Origin of the sequence: Pseudovibrio sp. Ad46, from assembly GCF_001623065.1 — a bacterium.
Taxonomy (GTDB): Bacteria; Pseudomonadota; Alphaproteobacteria; order Rhizobiales; family Stappiaceae; genus Pseudovibrio.
Map to the genome: position 1 here is coordinate 1 of NZ_LMCG01000082.1, position 20,492 is coordinate 20,492.

The following is a 20,492-nucleotide window of genomic DNA, read 5'->3' on the forward strand; positions in this document are numbered from 1 at the left end:
TTCATTGTTGAACACTCTTTCCAAGGCATCCCGGTCCCTCCCTGAATGCCATGTTAATGTGTCAACCATCTCTCCGAACACCTGTCACCTATGTCTCCGGTATGTACACGTAGACCCGGGATCCATACCCACAAACCTGCCGTCTAATGATTGAACCGCAAGTACAAATCATCCCACTTCGGGTTCAGACCTTCAATCGCATCAATCTTCCAAACCCGGCGCCACCGCTTCACTTGCTTCTCCCGGCGGATCGCGTCACTCACATCCCTGAACTGCTCAGAATAAACCAGCTTCGAAACATCAAATTTCGCGGTAAAGCGACACCTAACCTTGCTCTTATGCTCATAAACCCGACGCGCAAGGTCATTCGTCACACCAGTATAAAGCACTCCACGCGGCTTACTCGCCAATATGTACATGAAGTAAGACATGGAAGCAGTTTGACCATCACAACACGCCCCCACAATCACCCAAACACACCATCATCATTTGAGGGACCACCCCATAGATCCCGGCTCAATGGCAGGGAAGATAACGGTGTTGCGGCGGCGGCCAGTGACCAACCAACCGAGACACTTTTACGTGGTGTCCATCAACAGTCCCATTCAATTGCTGTCACCTCGGCGAAGCAAAACTCCGGAATCCCATGTAACATAGGTAATAACCTAAAGATTGCAGGGAGTAAGTCTCATATCCGTCTCACTCATTTCGCAATATCAACTATGTCAGCTTCAATAATGGCAAAAGCTATATTCTTTGCTATGGGTTGCCATTTTAGCTGATACTCGCCTTCAATGTTTAACAAGACATCTTTGCTGCCAGTTGGTTTGCAAACTGTTCCAGTCAAACATCGGTCAGACCGAAAAAAGCTATAGATACCATTGCTCAAACCGCTGTAGAACAACGGATCATCAACAACAATGACTAAATATGCACTCTGAACCCCAGCTTTCTTAAGCTGTTCAAGGAAAACTAAGTCCTTGCAAAAACTAAACATCTGTTCAGGGTACTGACCATTACGTGGAAACTTGAGCTCAATTGCAACCAGCAACTCACGCGTTTCACTTAGTACGCAGATATCTAGCTCTTTTTTAAAGAAGGCACTTTTATCAAAACCAAAATAACTAATATTTCGCTCAAACTGTACCACACTGTCGGGAAGTTGTTGCCTTAAGAAGATGCCCAACTCATGCTGAAGGCTAAACTCATTGTAGATTTCAACTTCAGCATTTTTTACAAGATTAAAAAATTCCGAGACATAAGTTTTCATCACCCTCCAATACTCTCACTACCGGATACTATCGAGCTATTGCTAGGATTAAGACCTGCCTTAACTTCCCGAATATCATTGAGTATCCTCAAGCCAATCTGTAGAGCTTCTTCTGCATATCCCTCTGGCACCTGCTGTGCATGAATTGCTGAGTTAGCAACATCATTTGCAAAACGAAATCCATCAGAAAGGTATTCCTTTTCAGGGTACCTCTTTAGGTACTCTGCCCATAGGTTGCGCAGTGATCTGAATTTAATGCTAGTCTTACGATTGATCGACGTGCGAGCTCCTAAGAGTTCACGCAACTCACTTTCCAAATTCATCCTGAGTTTAGCCAGAGCAAGGTGGCGATCATTTTCGCTCTCAGATAGAAATTCTCCGAACAAACTATCTGCATTTTTGTCCATTTCCGCAGAGTGTTCAGATATTTTCTCATAAGCTTGCTGTCCAACAGACAACGGCGGTAAATTGATTGTTGTATGTTGTGATATTTGGCTTGTTAAGGCCAGCAAATTAGAAGATTGAAGACTAAAATTACTTCTAGTCTCTTCTTTAAAAGTATCGATCTCTTTCTTCACTTCCGCTAGATTAGTCTCAAACTTAAAGAGTCCACCTAACGATAATGACTTAGAAAAAGGTAGCAAGAAGAGGAAAATAGAAAGCAAGGCTTGGAAAAATACGTGAGTATCAGAGCTTAAAGGGAAGCCGCCAGCTAAAAAAACAGACGCCCCCAAGATTGCAGCTAAGCTCCAGCAAATTACAAAAAAAAGAAATATCATACGCCGCCCCAATTTCCAAAAAAAAGCAATATACAGAACATCCCTACAGCAACTTATGGGAGAGTGCACGACCAATACGACTCCCCCACCATGACCACATCCCGCCCAAAACACGGCAGCACGCGCGCAAAAATGCGACTTATTTAAAAACTTACGCTTTTCTTGCCCAATCGCAGCGATTTGCGGTTTCCTATTAACCGGAAATCGCGTTATCTAAAGACATCATTAACTTTAAAGCGGGTTCTGCTTGATTGGTCTGACCAGACAAAGAGAAGCCGCTTTGCTTTAGATGTACGCAGGATAATGGCACGCGACTACGATCCCTACAGTCTGTCGAGCCCACAGGTTTATCTGTGGCGCATGATTATTTTTCTGGTTCTGGCAGGCTTCATCGCCTTTGTCCTGATCGGGCAAATCACCGCAGCCTTCATGGCAAACCCCGCATTGAACGGCCTGATCGTAGGCGTCGCAGCACTGGGTATACTTCTGTCTTTCAGGCAGGTCCTGCGAATTTTCCCGGAAGTATCATGGGTTAACGGCTTCCGCCTCGGCGATCCACGCCTAGAGGTGCGCCGCCCGCCGATCCTTCTGGCGCCAATGGCAACCCTGCTTGGCAACAAAGCAGGCGACATGACCATCTCGCCAACCACCATGCGCTCCATGCTCGATTCCATCGGCATGCGCCTGGATGAATCCCGCGAGATTTCACGCTACCTCACCCGCCTGCTCATCTTCCTCGGTCTGGTCGGTACCTTCTGGGGTCTGATGCAAACCGTAAGCGCTGTGGCAACCACCGTCAGCACGCTGAACGCGGCGGGCGGCGACGCAAACGTGCTGTTTGAAGATCTGGTCTCCGGCATCACCGCACAGATGACCGGCCTCGGCATCGCGTTCTCCTCCTCCTTGCTTGGTCTGACCGGTTCCCTCGTTCTGGGCTTCCTCGACCTGCAGGCAGGACAGGCCCAAAACCGCTTCTATCAGGAGCTGGAAGACTGGCTCTCCACCCTGACGGATATCGATCCGGACGAACTGGGCAACGGCACATCTGCCGATATGGCTGCGGACCTGCGCATCACGCTCGACAAGCTGCGCAAATCCATGGAAACAAAAGGCGCTGAGCCGGATGAAAATTCCAACGCCGCCATGAGCAAACTGGCAGAAGGCATTCAGGGCCTCGTCCAGCATGTGCGCTCCGAGCAGAAGATGATGCGCGAATGGGCCGAGGCCCAGTCCATGCAACAGCGCCGGATTGAACGCTTCCTGAAAACGCTCACCGCAGAGGTAGAGCGGGAGAAGGAATAAAGCATGGCTGGTGTACGCACACGCAGGTCTCAAAACAACTCAGAGGATTACTGGCCGGGTTTCGTGGACGCCATGTCCGCGCTCCTGCTGGTGTTCATCTTCCTGCTCTCCATCTTCATGATTGCGCAGTTCTTCCTCAGCCAGCAGCTGTCTGGCCGGGATAAGGTGCTCAACCGCCTCAACCAGCAAATCGCAGAGCTCACAGAGCTGCTGGCGCTGGAAAAGGCGAGTGTTGGAGATCTGGAATCCACCATCTCCTCCCTGCAACTGGGTCTGGACCAGACCGCTGAAGAACGGGATCGTCTTCAGGGCCTGCTCAACGAGCGCTCCGGCCAGATTGACGAGGCAGGTGGCGCACTGGCATCCCTGCGCGCAAAGCTGGAAGGCGAACAGCAGATCAGCGATAAGGCTCTGGCACAGGTAGAACTGCTCAACCAGCAGATCAGCGCCCTGCGCCGCCAGATCGCCGTGTTGGAAGACGCACTGGACGCCTCAGAAACACGCGACCGAGAAAGCCAGACCCGCATTGCGGACCTTGGCAAACGGCTCAACGTCGCCCTCGCCCAGCGGGTGCAGGAGCTGTCACGCTACCGTTCAGACTTCTTTGGCCGCCTGCGCGAAATCCTCGCCCAGCGCTCTGATATTGAAGTTGTCGGCGACCGTTTTGTGTTCCAGTCCGAGGTGCTGTTCTCCTCCGGTGATGACGAGGTCAACCCGCAAGGCAAAAACCAGCTGGATATCCTCGCAAGCGCCATTTTGGAACTTGAGGGACAAATCCCATCAGAGATCAACTGGGTCCTGCGCGTGGACGGCCACACAGATGCCCGCCCACTCTCCGGCACCGGTCGCCTGCGCGACAACTGGGAACTCTCAGCCGCTCGGGCTATCTCGGTGGTCAAATACCTCATTGCCAGAGGCGTGGAACCAGACCGCCTGGTCGCCGCCGGCTTCGGCGAGTTCCAACCCCTCGAAGAAGGCACCACCAATGAGGCCAACGCCAAAAACCGCCGCATCGAGCTAAAACTCACACAGCGGTAGAGACTGATAAAACTTGATAATGAAGCAGGCGTTTGAGCATCCCTCAAGCGCCTGTTTTTTTGTGCTCGTGGAAATAGGTTATATTGAGCAAAACTGCTGCCCCTCAGGGCCACTGAACAACTGATGTGCGAATAACGCCGACATTCGCTGCATCCTAATAGTTCTGCTACGCAAGATGAAACTGTAACGTAGAAGGCCTAAGCGGCCATCCAAGTACTTCTCACTGAGGTTGAAACAGGCACACCCCAAGGCTTCTACAGTCACCCTTATGAGAGATCTGGAATTACCCAACTGACCAGAAGGAACTGACGGCACCCCTCTTGTGGAGAGATGCCGTAAAGAGAATGTTCTAAACTAGATTTCGGCACAGGCAGAAAAGTAAGCATTCGCTGTCTCTAGATCAGCCAGAGGCGTGAACATTTCAAAATCAAACGGACGCCGCGCTTCGTTCTTTTGCACTTTCACAGGCCAATTCTGCGTAACAAGCGCGTCTTTACCAATCGCCACAAAATCACACTCATCTTGCAGGATCATTTTTTGTGCGATTGCAGGATCACCCAGGCCGCCATTCGCTATGACAGGTAAAGCGGTAAGATTTTTTGCATGTGCAGCTAAAGACGCTCCATGTTGAAATGCCGAGGCCTGAGCAGAAAATTCTGTAGTGTGCACGTAATCAGCACCACTCGCTTCAACCGCCTCGAAGATAACCTTTGCGTCGTCTTCTTGTCCTGCCCATTTGTGCTCGAAGTCGTTGACCTTGCTCTGTGATAGACGTACGCCAACCGTAAAGTCGCCCCCGACAGCATCACGAACAGCTTCTAGAACCTCGCATGTCAGTCGTGCGCGTTCAAATATGCCTTGGCCGTATTGGTCACCACGCTGGTTTGCGTAATCGGTTAGGAACTGATCCAAAAGATAGCCGTTGGCACTGTGAATCTCGACCCCATCTGCACCAGCTTCCTGAGCACGTTTAGCCGAGTCTGCAAAACCGCAAATTGCAGTCTTAATCTCAGAAACCGTCATTTCGGAAGGGGTAGGATACATACCAGACCCCCGATAGAACTCCATTTGATGACCTTTAGGCTGTACGGGGGAAGGGCCACGTGTCTCATTAGAGAAGCGATTAAATTGAGACAGGGCACCAGCATGCATTAATTGCATAATTATTTTTGCGCCTGTTGCCTTCACGCCTTTGATTAACTCAGCCCAACTTGCAGCTTGCGTTTTATCAGTGATCCCCGGCTGGAACTCGTATCCCTGACTAAAGTGTTGGTCAGTGTAGACACCCTCGGTAATGATTGCTCCAAAGCCGCCCTTGCCAAATCTCTCATAATACGGCTGCATAAGAGGGCCAACGCAGCCTGAAGCACTTGCACTGACGCGCGTCATTGGAGCGACAAGAGTTCGGTTGCGTAGCTCTAGCTTCCCAAGTTTTGCGCTTTCGAATAACTGAGAGTAGGTCATGGTATCTCCGTTTGCTGGTAGTCAATCGGGTATACCTCTTCCTGCTAGTATGTTAATTGGATGCAATGACTAATCACCTTTTCCAATTCGTTATATAATGACAAGCGAGAACCTATCAGATCTACTCGGTATTTTTCGGGTTGTTGTTGACTCTGGAAGCTTTTCAGCTGCCGGACGCATTCTCAATATCTCACCTGCCTGGGTTGCCAAGCAGGTTACCCGGTTAGAGGCTGTTTTAGGCGCTAGCTTATTGATCCGATCAACCCGTGCTTTGCGTCTTACAGACGCCGGGCAGGAATGCTACCGAACCGCAAGTATTGTTGCTGATGAGCTGACATGGTTGAAGGACAAGCTTTGTGCAGACTCGAAGGCCATCACGGGCGTTGTACGGCTCAATGTGCCCTCAATAATTGCTCAAGATGTTATAGCTGAGCACATTTCTGAGTTTCAGATGAAATATCCGAGCATAAAACTGGACATAGTTGTATCTGATAGCTTTTCTGATGTCTTGAATGAGGATGTTGATATCATTTTTAGGGTCTCCAGAGCCCTTGAAGACAGTACAGCTGTTACACAGCAAGTTTCGTTCGTGCCACGAGTACTTTGCGCCTCAAAAGACTACCTCTCCCGTACTCCCAAAATTGAAACAAGCCATGACGTGAAAGGCCATAAAGCTCTTGTGTTCGATAGCCCTCAGAGTTCTTCTGAGTGGTTTTTGCGCTGTCGCGAGGGGCAGGATTGGATTGCGCCAAACGTCGTGCTGCGTGCCAATAATAGTTTTGTTTTAAAACGAGCAGCGATCAGCGGCGCGGGTATCGCTTTTCTGCCTAAAGTGATTGTAGAAAGTGAACTAAGAACTGGTCAGCTGATCCATTTAGACCAAATAGAAGATGCTGACCCCTTTAAATTGTTCTTATTGCGCGCGCCCAGAAAACATCTTCCCAAGCGTGTTCAAATTGCATGGCGCTTTTTTGCCCAAGCTTGCAAAGACAAAACATAATGGGTGTAGCGCAGCAGTTGTGATGGAATGGCTGCCTCACCTACAACACTCTCAGGTCAAATTGACTTATTTATCCCTTAAGTACTGACGTCACACACTCATTGATCGTTTTTGTACTAGCACCATAAGCACGACAATGCTTTATGTTAGCTTCAACACAATGATAAGGTAGACTAAATCAATGGCAGATCGTTTTGAACGCCACCGCCAAGCGTGGACCCCTGAGGAAATTCGGAAGCTGCATTTGCTGGCGACAAAGGGGATGAGTTTAAAGGCCATAGCCAAAGCTCTCACGCGTTCTGAAGAATCCACCAAGAATAGAGCGAAGCAAGAAAAACTGAAGATCTCAAAAGCCCGCTGATTTCTTACGATCAGACTTTCACAAAAGATACTTTCATGTCAGCCTCCGCTTAATTGATACTCAAAGCCCACGTCACCCCACTCACGGACACTTCCTGCCCTCAATCCGGCTATCACACACCTTCACACGGGACAGATAAGCCGACCACTTCGCAATATCTGCCTCTCCCACGTTTGAGCGCCAGGACTTGATGGTGAAGTAGGTACTGTCATTACCCACAATAACCTTGGTCAGCACTGTCTCACTTTTGGAAGCTGGTGTGGTGGTGCAGCTGGTAAGAAAGAGGCCAAACTCGTAGCCATTCTCACGCCCCTTCTCACGAGGCGCCCATCTTGCTGCTTGCAGATAGGACTCTTCACCTGCGTATATTGCTTCTCCAGTACCTTCATTGGTACTCGCCGGGAAAAATGAATCTGAACGGTCACCATATCCTTCCAGTTCTTCAGAGATTGTCCGCGAGGGATCATCTCGGAAACCAGCAGACCATTCTTGTTTTGTGAAAAGGCAACCTTGTAGCCCTCAGGCATCCCCACCAGAAGGTTCTCGTCCTTCAGGCCAGAAGCAAACGAAACACCACTTGCAACAAGTAATGCAAATACAGCACCAAGCAATCTACGCATAAGAGCAACTATCCAAACAATCAGGAAATGAAGTGATGCTACATCATAGCCTCAAACCTCAACAAGGGGAGTAACTTCCCTGATGGAGGAGGCCAGCGTTCAGCCAACGAATGTACGCCATTCCGACCTGTATAGCGCAATCAACATAGCAACGCGGCCAGAACGTAAAAAACGCAAAATAACGCAAAGTTTCACATAGTAGCGCAAACACGAAAAAAGCCGCTCCCAGCAGGCAGCGGCTTTTCATGTTATCCAACAAAGGCAGGGCAAGCTCTTTTAGAGTTATGCCCCTTCCAAGCGCGTTCCATTTGATTGAGTCCAATCAAATGATAAGAATTCGCGCTAAAGACGCTCTTAGCGCTCGTCTTCGTCCTCATCACTGTCACCGGTAGATTTGAAGTTCGCGAACACAGCATCTGCATCCACGGCTTCTTCAACTTCACGGGTCTTCGGCGCAGGTGTCGCAAACGCAGCAGCCATTGCTTCTTCGCTTGTTGTTTCATCAACAGGCAGAAGGGATTGCGGCTCTTCACCTTCAATCGGTTTCGGAGCGTTCTTCGCAGCTTTCTCAACTTCGATGTCCAGCTCAATCTGAGAACTCAAACCCAGAGTGACCGGATCCATCGGATCAAGATGCGCAGAGTTCCAATGCGTTCTCGTACGAATTGCTTCAATCGTCGGCTTGGTTGTGCCAACAAGACGCATGATCTGAGCATCAAGCAGCTCAGGATGGTAGCGTACAAGCCACAAAATTGCGTTCGGACGATCCTGACGACGAGAAACAGGGGTGTAACGAGGACCTTTGCGCTTGTTCTCTGGAACACGCACTTTGGACTCGAAAATCTGCATACGGTAGCGCGGATCGTTCGACGCTTTTTCAATTTCGTCACGGGTCAGCTGACCTGCCAGAACAGGGTCCATACCCTTGATGCCCTGAGCAGCTTCACCATCAGCGATCGCCTTCACTTCAAGCGGATGCAGCTTACAAAACGCAGCAATCTGATCAAAGCCAAGAGCGGTGTTATCTACCAACCATACGGCTGTTGCCTTTGGCATAAGCGGCGCGTTGGACATTGTATAAATCCCTCCTGAGTGCTCCACAGCCTAATCAAAGGTGGCGAAGCCGAATTCCATAAGAGTTTTTGGGAAACTTGAGCGCACTATACGCTCACATTTTCCCAAAAGCAAACCAGATCAACACGGGCCTCCACCATCTTTAGGAAACCTGTGAGAATTCAAAACCGGCCTATGCACTTTCCCTAGGCAACCTTGAGGATGATCTTTCCGATATGGCCGGAACCTTCCATCCTGTCATGCGCGGCCTTTACATCGCTGATATCAAAGACCTTATCCAAAACCACCTTAACGCGGCTGGTCTCCAGCAATGGCCAGACCTTCTCACGAAGAGCATCAGCGATCTGACCTTTATACGCGTTGGTCCGTGGTCGCAGTGTTGAACCGGTGTGCGTCAGCCGCTTCATCATTAATCGGCTAAAGTTGACATTCTCCGAAGGCCCATGAAGCGTCGCAATCTGGCAGATACGCCCGTCAACTGCTGCAACAATCCAGTTCTTCTCAACATAATCACCACCAACCATATCAAGGATCACTTCAACCCCCTGCTTAGATGTGATGTTACCAATCTCTTTCACAAAATCGGTCGTCCGGTAGTTGATCACATAGTCCGCCCCAAGCTCGCGAACCGCCTGTGCCTTCTCATCAGACCCAACCGTCGTAAACACCTCAGCACCGAAGGCCTTCGCCAATTGAATGGCTGTTGTCCCGATCCCGGAAGACCCGCCATGAACAAGGAACTTCTCACCAGACTGAAGCCCCAAACGGTCAAACACATTGGACCACACCGTAAAGAAAGTCTCCGGAATGCCGGCAGCTTCCTCCATAGATATCCCCGCAGGCACATGCAGAACATGCGCAGCAGGCGCAACACAATACTGCGCATACCCACCACCCGGCGTCAGCGCACAAACCCGCTCTCCCAAGCTGTGAGAAGCAACACCTTCTCCCAACTCCACAACTTCACCAGAAACTTCCAATCCCAGCAAAGGAGAAGCCCCGGGAGGTGGCGGATATGCTCCCGTCCGCTGAATGACATCCGGACGATTTACCCCCGCTGCATGAACCTTGATCAGCACCTCGCCGACACCAGGCCTGGGGACTTCAACCTCTGCAATTTCAAGGACTTCCGAACCCCCGACACCGTTCATTACAACGGCTTTCATTTGTGCTGAACGATCATCTATTGTCATAAGCTGCCTCGATTTTTGCAAATAGCGAAACTGCTGCTTGCTCACCTTCTCAATTAGGTAAAGAATAGTAGCCAACAAGTGCCCGTCTACCCCACCAAAGGTGAATTCTCGCTTTTTTGATATCGAGAATTCCCCAAGGCAAACACAAGGAGTACATAACGCTATGGGTTTATTCGATGATGATGACACACCTCGCCCAGCAACCTCCGGGGTAATAGTGGGAGAGCCCCTCACGAACCTCTCAATCCACGAATTAAATGAGCGTCTTGAGCAGCTTAAGGCAGAGATCGTGCGCGTTGAGAATGAGATCGAAACAAAATCAAGCGCCAACTCATCAGCCGAAAGCTTCTTTAAGTAATCAAACAAAGTTTAAAACAAAAACTTACTCAAATTCATATAAATGCAAGCTACAAATTGTAAATAAATGAATTGGATACTTATGGTTTACGTATCGTTAACCATTTTAAATTAGAACTTAGTTATTCCAGTTGATCTGGAACCAGAGTGAACATTCACTCTGCTTGACGCCTCCCTGTTAAAACACCTCAGAGCCGCACCGATGCGGCTCTTTTTTTCTGCTCAGGCAACACCCTGCCCCGGTTTAATCACTCTATTCACAACCATGAGTTGGCACGGGCTTTGCTCCACTCAGATTGAAGTAAGATCTCTTGCTCCATTTCGAGACAGTTTTATTCTTTCCAAAAGGCTCACTTCAATTTTCGAGCCGTAATTGTTTCAGACTGGGATCTTAAAGGACGCGAGTGAGAGAAACCTAACGCAGTTATTGAAGGGATTTTTAAGATGGGTGAATTCAAAACTGAAACAGGGCCAGAGAACACCTTCAACTTCGCTCAACGGCTCATGTCCTCCCAAAACTTCACGGAGCTTTTCCGCGAAGGGATGGGCCTTATTGAAGACACTGCATCCTATCTTGATGGTCCGGGAAGAAAACAGAGCAAAGCTCTTGGCTCCGCCGCTTCTCTCGCTTACGCAACCGAGTCCATGCGCCTCACCACCCGCCTCATGCAGATGGCCTCCTGGCTTCTGCTGCAACGGGCAGTAAATGACGGTGAGATTGTACAAGCAGAAGCTCAGAATGAGAAAAACAAGATCCGCGTCGATAATGCGACCAAGGAAATGCAGAACCCGGCCTGGCCAGACCTGCCTGAAACACTTCGCACCCTGATCGAAACCTCATTCCACCTGCAAAGACGCATCAAGCACGTCGATAGCATGCTCAAGGAGGAGCTCCTGCGCGAGCAAGCGGCAAACACTTCCAATCCAGTGGGTGATCAGCTCTCTCAAATCACAGCAGCGTTTAAATAGCCTGATAAGTTTCGCTAGCGTCAAACTCCGCTAGCAACCCTGCGCACTCCTCAAACGCGCACAAAAAAACCCGAAGCAAACGCTTCGGGTTTTTTAATTTCGCAAACTTCAGAGCAATTATTTGCCCAGGAAGCCACCAAACTTGTTGGTGAAGCGGGACACGCGACCGCCACGGTCCATGAGCTGACGGTCACCACCAGTCCATGCTGGGTGGGAGCTCGGATCGATGTCGAGCTGCAGGGTGTCACCTTCTTTACCGTAAGTAGAACGGGTGGTGAATTCGGAACCATCAACGAGTTTTACAGTGATGGTGTGGTAATCTGGATGAATGTCCTGTTTCATGACTAAACTGTCCTGTCAGCAACGGCTGAGCCGCCTCAATCAAAAGATGGGCTTAGGGCTGGCCTGAAGCATCGGTAGAAAGAAGCCGCACTTTTCCAAGAACGGCGCAATTGTGAAGGCGTCTATACCCCATCCAAACCGAGGAAACAAGAGGGTACAGCCCGCAGAAAACCAGAGAAAGCGCTTGCAATTAAAACTATCGGGACACATCTACTGCATCATACGATAAACTTAAATGATTTCGCAGATATCCGGGGGTGGCATGAGCCAGCAGGACTCAAACAATCGGGAAAAGACCTTGCGTCCACTCGCAACACTTTTCCCTTATCTTTTAAGGCACAAAGCCCGTCTGGTTCTGGCAACCTTTGCTCTGCTGGCGGCAGCTGGCCTCACTTTGGTACTGCCAATTGCCGTCCGCTACATGGTTGACTACGGTTTTACCGGCGACAACCCCAACTTGATTGACGATTATTTCATTGTCATTATTTTTGTAATCGCGCTACTCGCCCTCACCAGCTCTCTTCGTTACTACATGGTCATGATGATTGGTGAGCGAGTCGTAGCGGACTTACGCTCTGACGTGTTCCGTCACCTCACTTATTTATCCCCCTCATTCTACGACAAAACAAAGTCCGGTGAGATCATTTCGCGCCTGACAGCCGATACAACCCTCATTCAGTCAGCATTCGGAGCCAGCGCATCTATTGCTCTTCGACACTTGCTGATGTTCGCTGGTTCGACGACCCTGATGGTCATCACCAGCCCGCGCCTCTCCTTGTTTGTGCTGCTTGCGATCCCACTCATTGTCTTGCCTCTGCTTGGCTTTGGCCGTGCGGTTCGCAACAGAACCAGCCATGCGCAATCCACTCTGGCAAACGCAATTGCTTATGCAACAGAAGCACTTGGTTCCATTCGCACACTGCAGGCTTTCACCAATGAAAAGAGCGTTTCAGATCGCTTTGCAGGAGATATCGAGACAACCTATGAAGTTGCTCTCATTGCCACCCGCGCCCGCGCATTCCTGATCGCTACAATCATCCTGATCATCGCCTCAAGCATTGTGGCAGTACTCTGGGTTGGCGCACTGGACGTGATTGATGGCCGTATGAGTGGCGGTCAGCTCACACAGTTCCTCATCTATTCCATCATTGCTGCCGGGGCTATGAGCGAACTCTCTCAGGTATGGGGCGAACTGGCAAAAGCCGCTGGCGCAGCAGACCGCATTACAGGACTGTTGCATGTCCCATCCGAAATCAATGCACCAGCCAATCCAGTCACTCTCCCCTCTCCTGCCATTGGCGAGCTTGAGTTTGATGATATCGACTTCCATTACCCAACAGCAAAAGAAGCTGGCGTCCTGGAGGGCTTGAACCTCTCCGTCAAGAAGGGCGAAACAGTTGCTATTGTCGGCCCAAGTGGCGCAGGCAAGTCCACGCTGTTCCAGCTCTTGATGCGATACTACGATCCGGTTGCAGGTAAGGTCACACTCGACGGCATCGAACTAAACTCTGCTGATCCAAGAGACTTACGCGAGCACATCGCTCTGGTCCCTCAGGACACCGCTATTTTCGGTAGCTCAATTGCAGAAAACATCGCATTTGGCAAAGAGATCGCGTCCAGAGAGCAAATTGTTGAAGCTGCGAAGTTCGCGTTGGCTGATGACTTCATCAACAACATGAAAAACGGCTATGACACACTCATTGGCGAGCGCGGAGTAACTCTCTCTGGAGGCCAACGACAGCGCATAGCGATCGCTCGTGCCATTCTGAAAGACGCCCCTGTTTTGCTGCTGGACGAAGCCACCAGCGCACTGGATGCCGAAAGCGAGACCATTGTCCAAAAAGCCCTCGATAAGCTTATGGAAGGCCGAACCACACTGATTATCGCACATCGTCTGGCAACGGTCCTCAAAGCAGATCGTATCGTTGTGATGGACGGCGGAAAAATCGTGGAAGAAGGCACCCACGACACACTGGTCGCTCAAAACGGCCTTTATGCAAAACTCGCCAGAATGCAATTTGAGATTGGAGCAGAAGCGCTCAACTCTCAGGAAAAAGCAAGCTAGAGCGCACTCCAGACAAGCGTATCTGGCTTTCAGACAAAACACTCATAAAAAAAGCCGCGCTTGCATCAAGCGCGGCTTTTTCAATTCTATCTGCGAAGCTTACTCAGGCTCACTCACATCCACTGTATAGTTCAGCGGCATGCGCGCACCATCAGCAAAAATGGTCTGCCCGGAAACATAACTTGCATCTTCTGAAGCAAGGAACGCAGCAATGCTCGCCACTTCAGCAGGTTGTCCCAAACGACCAAGCGGCGTCCGGGAAAGAACCGTTTCCATCTTGCTCGCATCCTGCACAACGCTCTTGAGCATCTGTGTCTCAATGGAACCAGGCCCAATACCGTTTACACGAATGCCGTGCTTTGCCAACGCCACAGCCGAAACATGCGTCAGCTGGTTCAAGCCACCCTTGGAGATCGTATAAGGAACTTGATCAGGGATCGCCAAAACACTGTTTACGGAGCTGATATTGATGATTGAGCCAGCAGAACCGCCCTCTTCAACTTTCTCGACCATATGCCGTGCAACAGCTTGAGAGCACAGGAATGCCCCCTTCAAGTTGACACGTAAAACCCGGTCAAAATCATCTTCAGAAAGCTGAAGAAAATCACCAGCTGCTGTAATGCCAGCGTTATTAACCAGCACATCAATGTCGCCAAACTCATCCAGAGTGTTTGCAACCATATTGCGCACATCAAGGCGAACGCTGACGTCGCAATGGCAGAACGCCACATGCCCAAACTCGGAAAGAGCTTCCTGAGCCGCTTCACCGGCCCGCTCATCGGAGTCGGAGATCATGACTTTGGCGCCATCTTGCAAAAAACGCTGCGCAATAGCGTAACCGATGCCTTGAGCGCCACCGGTTACAATCGCAACTTTCTTCTCTAGTTTCACTTTGAAGATACCTCTGGCAATGCCGAAATTTCGCCGACCATAATCTCAAAGCCTAAACATGTCGATGCACTTCTCCAGTAAAACTGCTTAGTTCCTCTGAATTTAGCTAACAGATGCCACCCCACGAACAGAGATCGCTTCAGCAATTTCCTCGAGAATAGCAGGGTCATCAATTGTTGCTGGCATCTTGAACTCTTCGCCATCTGCAATCTTCCGCATGGTCGCTCGAAGGATCTTGCCAGACCGCGTTTTGGGAAGGCGCTCAACGGTAATCGCCAGCTTAAAGGCAGCAACAGGACCAACTTTTTCACGCACCAAAGCAACCAGCTCTTTCTCAATCACAGCAGTTTGTTTTTCAACGCCACTCTTCAAAACGACAAAACCACATGGCAACTGGCCCTTGAGATTGTCGGCAATCCCAATCACGGCACACTCAGCCACATCCGGGTGCTCAGAAAGAACTTCCTCCATGCCACCCGTAGACAAGCGGTGCCCGGCCACGTTGATGATGTCATCGGTACGAGCCATGATGAAGAGATAACCGTCATCATCCATAAGACCGGCATCTGCCGTCTTGTAATAGCCGGGGAACTCTGTGAGATACGCTTCCTTGAACCGATCATCAGCATTCCAAAGAGTTGGCAGCGATCCCGGCGGCATCGGCAGCTTCACGACAATATTGCCTAGCTCCCCCGCTCCAAGCTCATTCCCTTCGTCATCCAGCACATGCATATCATATCCCGGCATTGGGACAGTGGAACTACCCAGCTTGATAGGCAGCTTACCAAGGCCAAGAGGGTTACCAGCGATGCACCAGCCAGTCTCTGTCTGCCACCAATGATCGATGACAGGTACACCGAGCAGGTTTTCTGCCCATAAAATTGTATCCGGATCAGCTCGCTCTCCTGCAAGGAACAGCGACCGCAGGCCAGCAATGCTGTACTTCGCCAGCTCTTTACCTTCCGGATCTTCTTTCTTGATCGCCCGGAAAGCGGTCGGTGCGGTAAACAGTGAAACCACGGAATGCTCTGAGATCACCCGCCAGAACGCGCCAGCATCCGGTGTTCCAACCGGCTTACCTTCATAAAGAATAGTCGCGGCCCCATGAAGCAGTGGCGCATAAACGATGTAAGAGTGGCCAACCACCCAACCCACATCAGACGCAGCCCAGAACACTTCACCCGGATCAATACCGTAGAGGTTTTCCATGGACCACTTGAGGGCAACCATATGCCCGCCATTGTCACGCACCACGCCTTTCGGCTGTCCGGTCGTACCAGAAGTGTAGAGCACGTAAAGTGGATCAGTCGCAGCAACAGAAACACATTCAGTGGTCATCTTCTCGGCCACCGCAGTCTCCATCAGCGCGTCCAGATCAAAGTCACGGCCTTCAATGAGGCCAGCAACCTTTTGCTCGCGTTGCTGAATAAAGCAGAAATCAGGTTTATGGGAGGACAGTTCAATGGCGCGGTCCAGCAGCGGCTTATATTCAACCACACGCCCCGGCTCGATGCCACAGGACGCGCTGATGATAGCCTGAGGCTTACAATCCTCGATACGAACAGCAAGCTCTTGAGCCGCAAAACCGCCAAATACAACAGAGTGGATCGCACCAAGCCGCGCGCAGGCGAGCATCGCAAACGTCGCTTCAGGGATCATCGGCATATAGATCAGCACCATGGTGCCTTTTTCAACGCCCTTCTCACGCAGCAGCGCTGCCATAGCTCCCACTTGCTCTTGCACATCAAGATACGTGTAGGTGCGCTTCTCACCAGTAACAGCACTGTCGTAAATGATCGCTGGCTGTCCCGGACGGCCATGCTCTACGTGGCGATCAACACAGTTGTAGCAGGTGTTGCACTCACCGCCGACAAACCATCGTCCATATGTGCCTTGCGAAGCATCGAATGTCTTGGTGTAGGGCGAGAACCAGTCAATGCCCTTAGCAGCTTCATCCCAGAAGGCTTCTTTGTTTTCTTTCCATCCATTGTAGATGTCGTGGTATCGGCTTGTCATAGCTGCTCTCCTCCCATGCACCCCTGCATAGTACCTGTCCACAGGTTCGGCTAAGACTGGGCCCTGAATGCCCTAAAGGCAAGTTTTGCTATATTAGAAAATCGGCTTATAACTAAAGATGACCATATAGTTTTCAACCCGCCTATTTCTTAGTTTCCTCTTAAATAAAAAGGACTTGCCTGCACTCCTGCGGGAAACAAATCATGCTGCCAATTACTGATCCCTTCTTCTACCTCTGTGCAATACCTGCTGTTTTCATTGTTGGCATGGCCAAAGGAGGATTCGGAGGCGGCCTCGCCCTTGTCGGTGTGCCGCTTATGTCATTGGCAATTCCACCTGTGCAGGCAGCAGGAATACTCCTCCCAATCCTGCTGGTCATGGACGCAGTCGGACTTTTCTCATACAGGGCAATCTTTTGCAGGAAAACACTGGCCATTCTTATACCAGCTGGCCTGACAGGAACTCTGATCGGCTATTTTGCGGCAGCCTACATCTCTGAAACCCACATCAGACTGGTCACTGGCGCAATCGCTTTGGTCTTTGTGCTCGATTATTGGTTCAACAATAAAGCCAACAAACCGCCAAAGCCGCAGAATGTTCTTTTAGGAGGGTTCTGGGGCACAGTTTCTGGCGTCACCAGTTTCATCGCACATGCAGGCGGAGCCCCATTTCAAATGTATGTCTTGCCGCTCAGACTGGCACCACCAGTCATGGCAGGTACCGCAGTCATCTTCTTTTCGGTCGTAAATTTCTCAAAAGTGCTGCCTTACTTCGCCCTTGGACAGTTTGACGCCAAAAACATCGCGACATCTCTTGTATTGCTACCGCTCGCCCCTCTGGCGACACTGGCAGGAATCAAGATCGTAAAACACATCAACAAAGAGCTGTTCTACAAGATCACGTATGCAGCCCTGTTTGTTATCGCACTCAAACTGATTTGGGATGGCGCATCAGGCTTTTAAGGCGTGTTATACGGTGGAGAGAAAGGATGTAGCATAAGCCATCAACTACGTGAGTATCAGTCGCGCTCACCCAAGCCGTGGTAAAGCACACTCTTGATCATGTCGATTGGCCCGTCGACCTCAAAAGCAGCATCCGGCATTGTCTTCCAGGTCACTCGGTTATGAAAGAAACCAGAGGGATCAGTCAGATCCAGATCTCCACGCGCGGGCGAAACAATCCGATACCGAACTTGCTTTGCATTATAGGCATCTGATGGATTGCCTGCATATTCTGAGCTTGGCGGCTGCCCTTCGACCCACGAGAAGAAATAAGTCCGCAGCTGATCTGCCATACTGCCTGTCGAATTGAGCTGACCGAAGTTGAGTTGGAGCCCGACAACCAGACAAACAGCTGTCGATATGGCCCAAAGATACCAATGATCCCGGAAGTGATTCAAAATGACTGCACGATTGAGATACAGCTGGATCAGAACAGGGAACGCCACCAACAAAACAAACCACTGCGCATCCTGTGATCGTTGTGGTCCGAGGGTGAAAATATAACCCGTCAGAGCCACGGTAATCGCGCAGAAAACCACGCCAAAGAATAAGGCGATCTTCCCCTGTCGATTTGGTGTCACTACGGTCATGCGAGCCCTGCTTGTTCATCACTCGCCGTATCAAACGGGTCGCGATTTATTCTTTTATCAGACAGGTCTACATTACAAATCGAAAGGCAAACGGGGAAGACTTCTGAGGTGTTGCAAATTGTCGCGAGCGTTTGTCTTGCCCAAAAACGCAACAAGATTTCACCTTTGCCGTTAAGTTAAGGCACCAGTTGCAACCACCGCATTTAAATTCGCCGAATATATCGACACCAATCCACAAAACATCTCAAAAATACTTATAGATGAAAGTCTAATAACAAGAAGACCCTCAGACTAACATCTAAGTCACCTGAACTACCCCCTGCGTCTATACTCAGATATATCAAAATATGCGACACTCTTAATTCCAAGCTCTTCATCGGAGCCAATAACTATCTTGGGAAAGCTGATAGCCAGCTCAACGGATCTTCGCAGTTCTCTTGAGCGGAAGTTGAATGCCTGGGGAATTTCATGAAAAACAATAGTCCAAACACATCATATTTCGACAAAGACCTCCCAAAAACTGAAGCAAATTACACGCCATTAAGCCCACTCAGTTTTTTGGAGAGAGCTGCAAAAGTTTTTCCAAGCCACACAGCCATCATTCACGGCAAGATTCGCAGGTCCTATAAGGAGTTCTATGAGCGCTCTATTAAACTCGCGAGCGCCCTGGAAAAGCGTGGTATCGACAAGAATGACTGCGTGTCTGTCATGCTGCCCAACACACCACCCATGCTTGAAGTTCATTACGGCGTACCAATGGCTGGAGCCGTTCTCCACGCACTCAACACCCGCCTCGATGCCGCTATCATCGCATTCCAGCTAGACCATGCAGAGAGCAAGCTCGTAATCGTTGATCGTGAGTTCTCGAAAGTCATGGCCGAAGCATTGGAACTGGCAGCGGTGAAGCCGGAAGTGGTGCTTTACGACGACAAAGAATTCCCTCAATCAGCGCCTGCAATTGGAGAGTTGGAGTACGAGGAGCTGATTGCCAGCGGTTCCGCTGATTTTGACTGGCAACTTCCCGCGGATGAATGGGATGCAATCACGCTCAACTACACGTCGGGTACAACAGGAAACCCGAAAGGCGTCGTTTATCATCATCGTGGTGCCTACCTGCTCGCACAGGCAAACATCATCACCGCAGCCATGGGCAAAAAGCCGGTCTACCTCTGGACACTGCCAATGTTCCACTGCAATGGCTGGTGTTTTCCATGGGCTTTGTCCCTCGTTGCCGGAACGCATGTCTGTCTCCGTCAAGTACGACAAGCCCCTATCTGGAATGCCTTGGCAGATGAGAAAGTCACGCACCTCTGCGGTGCTCCAATCGTGATGTCCACGCTGCTCAACACCCCCGAGGACCAAAAGCGCAAACTCACCCATGATGTCGAGTTTTTCACCGCCGCAGCACCACCGCCTGAAGCTGTTCTTGCAGCTATGGCAGAGGAAGGCTTCAATGTTACCCATCTCTATGGGCTGACAGAAGTCTATGGCCCAGCCGTCGTCAACGAATGGCACGACCATTGGAATGAACTTCCAACATCAGAACAAGCTGCATTGAAAGCCAGACAAGGCGTCAATTACGTCGCTTTGCAGGATCTCGCTGTTCTCGACCCCGAAACCATGAAGCCAGTCCCTGCTGATGGAGAAACCATTGGCGAGGTCATGTTCAAAGGCAATGTCGTAATGAAAGGGTACCTGAAGAACCCCTCAGCAACACAGGAAGCCTTCAACGGCGGTTGGTTTCACTCAGGTGACTTGGGCGTTCAGCATGAAGATGGATACGTCCAGCTCAAAGACCGCTCCAAAGACATCATCATCTCAGGAGGTGAAAACATCTCATCCATTGAGATCGAGGAGGTCCTCTACAAACACCCGGAAATCTCCGCAGCAGCAGTGGTTGCCCGTCCCGATGACAAATGGGGGGAAACTCCCTGTGCGTTTGTGGAGCTGAAAGAGAACAGCAGTGTGACGGAAGACGATATCGTAACCTACTGCAAACAGCATCTGGCCAGCTTCAAATCACCAAGAACTGTTGTCTTCACAGACCTGCCGAAAACCTCAACAGGCAAGATCCAGAAGTTCGTACTGCGCGAGGAAGCAAAAAAGATCGGCTGACCCAAAACAAAAAATGCGCCGCTAAAAGCGACGCATTCTCTATTC

20 protein-coding genes are annotated in these 20,492 nt (G+C 50.2%); 8 read left to right on the forward strand and 12 right to left on the reverse strand.

The genetic code is table 11. From position 1 onward, the window contains the following. Nucleotides 1–143: 143 nt before the first annotated feature. From PsAD46_RS25775 to PsAD46_RS25785, 3 genes are all read right to left on the reverse strand, one after another. Nucleotides 144–431, reverse strand: coding sequence for a GIY-YIG nuclease family protein (locus PsAD46_RS25775; protein WP_063291036.1), 288 nt, complete (start codon nucleotides 429–431; stop codon nucleotides 144–146). 272 nt (nucleotides 432–703) lie between these two features. Beyond that, on the reverse strand, nucleotides 704–1,270 hold the full coding sequence (locus tag PsAD46_RS25780) for a hypothetical protein (protein ID WP_063308195.1): 567 nt from the start codon (nucleotides 1,268–1,270) through the stop codon (nucleotides 704–706). Beyond that, entirely contained in the window at nucleotides 1,270–2,049 is a 780-nt protein-coding gene (locus PsAD46_RS25785; RefSeq protein ID WP_063308196.1) for a hypothetical protein, read from the reverse strand. The genes PsAD46_RS25780 and PsAD46_RS25785 overlap by 1 nt, the downstream gene beginning before the upstream one ends. A gap of 303 nt (nucleotides 2,050–2,352) precedes the next feature. Here PsAD46_RS25785 and PsAD46_RS25790 point away from each other — a divergent pair, with 303 nt between their 5' ends. Both PsAD46_RS25790 and PsAD46_RS25795 read left to right on the forward strand, forming a co-directional pair. Beyond that, nucleotides 2,353–3,351 (forward strand): hypothetical protein, encoded by a 999-nt coding sequence (locus PsAD46_RS25790; RefSeq protein WP_057462010.1) that lies wholly within the window; start codon nucleotides 2,353–2,355, stop codon nucleotides 3,349–3,351. A gap of 3 nt (nucleotides 3,352–3,354) precedes the next feature. Beyond that, complete coding sequence (locus PsAD46_RS25795; protein ID WP_057462011.1) at nucleotides 3,355–4,389, forward strand: peptidoglycan -binding protein; 1,035 nt, start codon at nucleotides 3,355–3,357, stop codon at nucleotides 4,387–4,389. Nucleotides 4,390–4,743: 354 nt separating this feature from the next. On the opposite strand, the gene PsAD46_RS25800 is transcribed toward PsAD46_RS25795, so the two are convergent. Continuing rightward, complete coding sequence (locus PsAD46_RS25800; protein ID WP_063291039.1) at nucleotides 4,744–5,853, reverse strand: NADH:flavin oxidoreductase; 1,110 nt, start codon at nucleotides 5,851–5,853, stop codon at nucleotides 4,744–4,746. Between the two features lie 97 nt (nucleotides 5,854–5,950). On the opposite strand from PsAD46_RS25800, the gene PsAD46_RS25805 reads away from it, so the two are divergent. Then, complete coding sequence (locus tag PsAD46_RS25805) at nucleotides 5,951–6,853, forward strand: LysR family transcriptional regulator (protein ID WP_063291040.1); 903 nt, start codon at nucleotides 5,951–5,953, stop codon at nucleotides 6,851–6,853. A 442-nt stretch (nucleotides 6,854–7,295) separates the two neighbouring features. On the opposite strand, the gene PsAD46_RS28225 is transcribed toward PsAD46_RS25805, so the two are convergent. The 4 genes from PsAD46_RS28225 to PsAD46_RS25825 all read right to left on the reverse strand — a co-directional run bounded on the left by PsAD46_RS28225 (nucleotide 7,296) and on the right by PsAD46_RS25825 (nucleotide 10,101). Further along, nucleotides 7,296–7,451, reverse strand: a complete 156-nt coding sequence (locus PsAD46_RS28225; protein ID WP_193776997.1) for a hypothetical protein — start codon at nucleotides 7,449–7,451, stop codon at nucleotides 7,296–7,298. Next, a complete protein-coding gene (locus tag PsAD46_RS25815) occupies nucleotides 7,445–7,834 on the reverse strand; it encodes a hypothetical protein (RefSeq protein ID WP_063308197.1) in 390 nt (129 codons plus the stop codon). Before PsAD46_RS25815 ends, PsAD46_RS28225 begins: the two co-directional genes overlap by 7 nt. Before the next feature lie 354 nt (nucleotides 7,835–8,188). Further along, nucleotides 8,189–8,908, reverse strand: coding sequence for a cell cycle transcriptional regulator TrcR (locus tag PsAD46_RS25820; protein ID WP_057462016.1), 720 nt, complete (start codon nucleotides 8,906–8,908; stop codon nucleotides 8,189–8,191). Nucleotides 8,909–9,093: 185 nt separating this feature from the next. Then, the gene (locus PsAD46_RS25825) at nucleotides 9,094–10,101 is read right to left on the reverse strand and encodes an NAD(P)H-quinone oxidoreductase (RefSeq protein WP_063308198.1); all 1,008 of its coding nucleotides are present in this window, start codon (nucleotides 10,099–10,101) and stop codon (nucleotides 9,094–9,096) included. A 163-nt stretch (nucleotides 10,102–10,264) separates the two neighbouring features. On the opposite strand from PsAD46_RS25825, the gene PsAD46_RS25830 reads away from it, so the two are divergent. Together PsAD46_RS25830 and PsAD46_RS25835 are read left to right on the forward strand one after the other, a co-directional pair. Beyond that, complete coding sequence (locus tag PsAD46_RS25830; protein WP_063308199.1) at nucleotides 10,265–10,459, forward strand: DUF1192 domain-containing protein; 195 nt, start codon at nucleotides 10,265–10,267, stop codon at nucleotides 10,457–10,459. A 443-nt stretch (nucleotides 10,460–10,902) separates the two neighbouring features. Next, nucleotides 10,903–11,427 carry a DUF1465 family protein gene (locus PsAD46_RS25835; protein WP_057462019.1) on the forward strand — a complete coding sequence of 175 codons (525 nt, stop codon included), beginning with the start codon at nucleotides 10,903–10,905 and terminating at the stop codon, nucleotides 11,425–11,427. 117 nt (nucleotides 11,428–11,544) lie between these two features. Here the strand turns inward: PsAD46_RS25835 and rpmE are convergent, their stop codons facing one another. After that, nucleotides 11,545–11,769 carry a 50S ribosomal protein L31 gene (rpmE, locus tag PsAD46_RS25840; protein ID WP_008551475.1) on the reverse strand — a complete coding sequence of 75 codons (225 nt, stop codon included), beginning with the start codon at nucleotides 11,767–11,769 and terminating at the stop codon, nucleotides 11,545–11,547. Between the two features lie 262 nt (nucleotides 11,770–12,031). Between rpmE and PsAD46_RS25845 the strand changes: the two genes are divergently transcribed. Then, nucleotides 12,032–13,834 (forward strand): ABC transporter transmembrane domain-containing protein, encoded by a 1,803-nt coding sequence (locus PsAD46_RS25845; protein ID WP_208980560.1) that lies wholly within the window; start codon nucleotides 12,032–12,034, stop codon nucleotides 13,832–13,834. Between the two features lie 99 nt (nucleotides 13,835–13,933). Here the strand turns inward: PsAD46_RS25845 and PsAD46_RS25850 are convergent, their stop codons facing one another. After that, nucleotides 13,934–14,725, reverse strand: a complete 792-nt coding sequence (locus tag PsAD46_RS25850; protein WP_057462020.1) for an SDR family NAD(P)-dependent oxidoreductase — start codon at nucleotides 14,723–14,725, stop codon at nucleotides 13,934–13,936. A gap of 102 nt (nucleotides 14,726–14,827) precedes the next feature. Then, nucleotides 14,828–16,741 carry a propionyl-CoA synthetase gene (locus PsAD46_RS25855; protein WP_063308200.1) on the reverse strand — a complete coding sequence of 638 codons (1,914 nt, stop codon included), beginning with the start codon at nucleotides 16,739–16,741 and terminating at the stop codon, nucleotides 14,828–14,830. Nucleotides 16,742–16,944: 203 nt separating this feature from the next. On the opposite strand from PsAD46_RS25855, the gene PsAD46_RS25860 reads away from it, so the two are divergent. Continuing rightward, the gene (locus PsAD46_RS25860; protein WP_057462022.1) at nucleotides 16,945–17,703 is read left to right on the forward strand and encodes a sulfite exporter TauE/SafE family protein; all 759 of its coding nucleotides are present in this window, start codon (nucleotides 16,945–16,947) and stop codon (nucleotides 17,701–17,703) included. Between the two features lie 56 nt (nucleotides 17,704–17,759). Here PsAD46_RS25860 and PsAD46_RS25865 read toward each other — a convergent pair whose 3' ends face one another. After that, the gene (locus tag PsAD46_RS25865; RefSeq protein ID WP_057462023.1) at nucleotides 17,760–18,332 is read right to left on the reverse strand and encodes a hypothetical protein; all 573 of its coding nucleotides are present in this window, start codon (nucleotides 18,330–18,332) and stop codon (nucleotides 17,760–17,762) included. A 468-nt stretch (nucleotides 18,333–18,800) separates the two neighbouring features. On the opposite strand from PsAD46_RS25865, the gene PsAD46_RS25870 reads away from it, so the two are divergent. Then, complete coding sequence (locus PsAD46_RS25870; RefSeq protein WP_063291045.1) at nucleotides 18,801–20,447, forward strand: acyl-CoA synthetase; 1,647 nt, start codon at nucleotides 18,801–18,803, stop codon at nucleotides 20,445–20,447. Nucleotides 20,448–20,492: the final 45 nt, after the last annotated feature.

Bases quoted from the DNA above. Each gene is read 5' to 3' on its own strand.
- PsAD46_RS25845 (WP_208980560.1), top strand. From the start codon at position 12,032: ATGAGCCAGCAGGACTCAAACAATCGGGAAAAGACCTTGCGTCCACTC.
- PsAD46_RS25830 (WP_063308199.1), top strand. From the start codon at position 10,265: ATGGGTTTATTCGATGATGATGACACACCTCGCCCAGCAACCTCCGGG.
- PsAD46_RS25870 (WP_063291045.1), top strand. From the start codon at position 18,801: ATGAAAAACAATAGTCCAAACACATCATATTTCGACAAAGACCTCCCA.
- PsAD46_RS25790 (WP_057462010.1), top strand. From the start codon at position 2,353: ATGGCACGCGACTACGATCCCTACAGTCTGTCGAGCCCACAGGTTTAT.
- PsAD46_RS25815 (WP_063308197.1), bottom strand. From the start codon at position 7,834: ATGCGTAGATTGCTTGGTGCTGTATTTGCATTACTTGTTGCAAGTGGT.
- PsAD46_RS25835 (WP_057462019.1), top strand. From the start codon at position 10,903: ATGGGTGAATTCAAAACTGAAACAGGGCCAGAGAACACCTTCAACTTC.
- PsAD46_RS25775 (WP_063291036.1), bottom strand. From the start codon at position 431: ATGTCTTACTTCATGTACATATTGGCGAGTAAGCCGCGTGGAGTGCTT.
- PsAD46_RS25860 (WP_057462022.1), top strand. From the start codon at position 16,945: ATGCTGCCAATTACTGATCCCTTCTTCTACCTCTGTGCAATACCTGCT.
- PsAD46_RS25800 (WP_063291039.1), bottom strand. From the start codon at position 5,853: ATGACCTACTCTCAGTTATTCGAAAGCGCAAAACTTGGGAAGCTAGAG.
- PsAD46_RS25805 (WP_063291040.1), top strand. From the start codon at position 5,951: ATGACAAGCGAGAACCTATCAGATCTACTCGGTATTTTTCGGGTTGTT.
- PsAD46_RS25785 (WP_063308196.1), bottom strand. From the start codon at position 2,049: ATGATATTTCTTTTTTTTGTAATTTGCTGGAGCTTAGCTGCAATCTTG.
- PsAD46_RS25820 (WP_057462016.1), bottom strand. From the start codon at position 8,908: ATGTCCAACGCGCCGCTTATGCCAAAGGCAACAGCCGTATGGTTGGTA.
- rpmE (WP_008551475.1), bottom strand. From the start codon at position 11,769: ATGAAACAGGACATTCATCCAGATTACCACACCATCACTGTAAAACTC.
- PsAD46_RS25795 (WP_057462011.1), top strand. From the start codon at position 3,355: ATGGCTGGTGTACGCACACGCAGGTCTCAAAACAACTCAGAGGATTAC.
- PsAD46_RS25780 (WP_063308195.1), bottom strand. From the start codon at position 1,270: ATGAAAACTTATGTCTCGGAATTTTTTAATCTTGTAAAAAATGCTGAA.
- PsAD46_RS25865 (WP_057462023.1), bottom strand. From the start codon at position 18,332: ATGACCGTAGTGACACCAAATCGACAGGGGAAGATCGCCTTATTCTTT.
- PsAD46_RS25825 (WP_063308198.1), bottom strand. From the start codon at position 10,101: ATGACAATAGATGATCGTTCAGCACAAATGAAAGCCGTTGTAATGAAC.
- PsAD46_RS25855 (WP_063308200.1), bottom strand. From the start codon at position 16,741: ATGACAAGCCGATACCACGACATCTACAATGGATGGAAAGAAAACAAA.